Raw genomic sequence first — 2295 nt, forward strand, 5'->3', positions numbered from 1 at the left:
GGTGGCGGTAGGGCTTCCGGTCAGTCACAGCTCGGCAGCCTATCAGCGTTAAGTTGCCAGAACCCTCAAATTATTAGAAATTGATAAAGTTCTATTAAGGTCAAGTGAGACAAGTTGGGAGGTAAACAGGCCTCTGTATAGCTATGATCCCTTATAAGACTAGCGCCAGTCGAGGTGTGACCGGTAAGGAGATGCATATGAATAAAGTAACTATTCTGACTTTATAGGCTCTTATGTTAACCGCATGTGGGCAACTCAAACAAGCATCCGAGCCATTACTCACAGGTGCTGTAGAGAGCACGCTACCTCAAAGAGATGATGCGCAGCACTGGGGTTTGAAGCCTCATGCATCCTATTTTTCCACTATAAAAGCTCAGTCATCCCCAGTAAGTAGGGTGGGAGTAAGTCTATCTGGCGGAATGACCTTGGATGAACTTGCTCAAATTTCCTCTGCCTCCGGCGTAAAAGTACGTGCTGTGTATTACAAAAGCCCTGTTGCCCAGGGAGTTGCTTCATTTCCTATATCCCTGAGTGGTCAAGATATGGCGAATCGTTTACGTGAGTTTCTAGGAAATCAGTCACAGAATACTTTGAGTAACCTCGCTACAGATCTATCCATGATTACGGGTACGTCGGAAGACCTTGATATAAGGAATGTGGGACAGACGAAAAAATATATGGAGCAGAGTCCAAAAAACAGAAATGCAATTATTGAACTTGTTGGTCGAATTGATGATTTTAGGGACGCAAACACCTCACGGTCAGGGGCAATAATTTATGGGTTGCAGGTAGAGGGTAGTAATCCACAGCTTCAAGATTTCGTCTCTAAGTCTCCTGTACTTGGCATCGAGGATAATTCTCTGATGCTTGACAGTGGGGCACTTCCTATGATTCCTTCGCAATTTACCCAAGCCAGCAAAGACTATCTCGCAAGGCGCGATGAATATAGCAAGATGAGTAATCTAGAGATCGCAAAACTGATCTCGAAGTTCGAGAAGGGACAAGTTCTAAAGCTACGCCCTGGTCAACAGAAAAATATGGGCGCTCAAGCCATATCGGGCAATGGAGATCCCTTCCCTAAACGCGGCACCGTGTACTACACACCCAACAATAGAGGAACTTACAAGGATGACATCCGTTTCACATTGGCATGGGATACTCCCGGAGGGTGGTGGATCGGCCCAGCTAGGGGTGACAATAAAACGCATCCCGGTATCTTTGAAATGGACTTTGTTGACACTGGTTATTTGAGTGTCTGGGATAAGGGTTGCATATCACGGAGTGACCTTCCGGAACCGTATGATGACTGCCCAACCTCTGGCGTTTCAGAAGGTGGGGGATTGAGTCATGGCTTTGGCTCTTGGAACGCATCTGCCATTGTACCTTCGCGTATCTACAATGCTGTCGTGGAGTTACAACGCAACTCGACGATGAATACCAGTTTTAAAGTGACCTGGGGAACCTTACAGCACAACCTGTGTTCGGGCAATCCTAATCCGAGTGTTGGTGAATGGTATGTTGGTCAGCCCGAAAAGTACTACACCTGTGCGGTCAATTGGCCGTATATGACAACGGAACCCGCTGGCGGACAAGTGTGTACATTTTTCAGCACTGAGAGAAATATCTGGTGTGTTATTGGTGCACGTGGCGGAGTGCTCGTCGACAATAGTTATATTACATTTGGACAGAAGTACACGGAGACATGGACCGGCAGATATTAGGATTCCGTTCCATATCAAAGTCGCCTTATCTTATAGTCTGTTCTGTGCTTTTGATTAGCTGCTCAAGACCAGATAATGCGTTCCAGATGAGCTTGACAGATTTTGGCTACCAAGTAGAGTTGATAGGCCAAAATAGTAGCAAGGGATATCTCTCCAACTCTGGGCCTGGGTCTCAGTTCTTGTTAGTCAGATGTCTTAATAATCATAAGGTGCTTTATCGTGGTCGATTTTGGCCTGGCCCATCTTGGAGTGTTCTGAATAATCCGAAAAAGGTCAAAATATCAGGACGCACTCTCCACATAATCGGCCCCAAAGCTACCGTTTCCATCCCTGTCGATAAATTATCAAAGTGCTAGCGACGCACTGACTCGACCCCGCAGACCCTTCCAAGGCTTGCCAAGTTTTGGAAGGGTCTAAATTTTTGCTTGTCATCCTACCCGACACCCTGACCTGAACCACGCTACCCCGACCCGAGGCCGTGACCACATCCGGCCCGTTTTTTTTGGGCTGGGTTCTGGCAACTTAACGCTGATAGGCTGCCGAGCTGTGACTGACCGGAAGCCCTACCGCCACC

Annotated in this window: 1 protein-coding gene; it reads left to right on the top strand. The window is 47.3% G+C overall.

The genetic code is table 11. The features are described 5' to 3' along the window. Positions 1 to 419 precede the first annotated feature (419 nt). On the top strand, positions 420 to 1721 hold the full coding sequence (locus IEY70_RS20715; RefSeq protein WP_189066925.1) for a hypothetical protein: 1302 nt from the start codon (positions 420 to 422) through the stop codon (positions 1719 to 1721). Positions 1722 to 2295 lie beyond the last annotated feature (574 nt).

It is taken from the genome of Deinococcus seoulensis, from assembly GCF_014648115.1.
Lineage (GTDB): Bacteria > Deinococcota > Deinococci > Deinococcales > Deinococcaceae > Deinococcus > Deinococcus seoulensis.

Coding starts and splice junctions, on each gene's coding strand:
- IEY70_RS20715 (WP_189066925.1), top strand. CDS start 420: ATGACCTTGGATGAACTTGCTCAAATTTCCTCTGCCTCCGGCGTAAAA.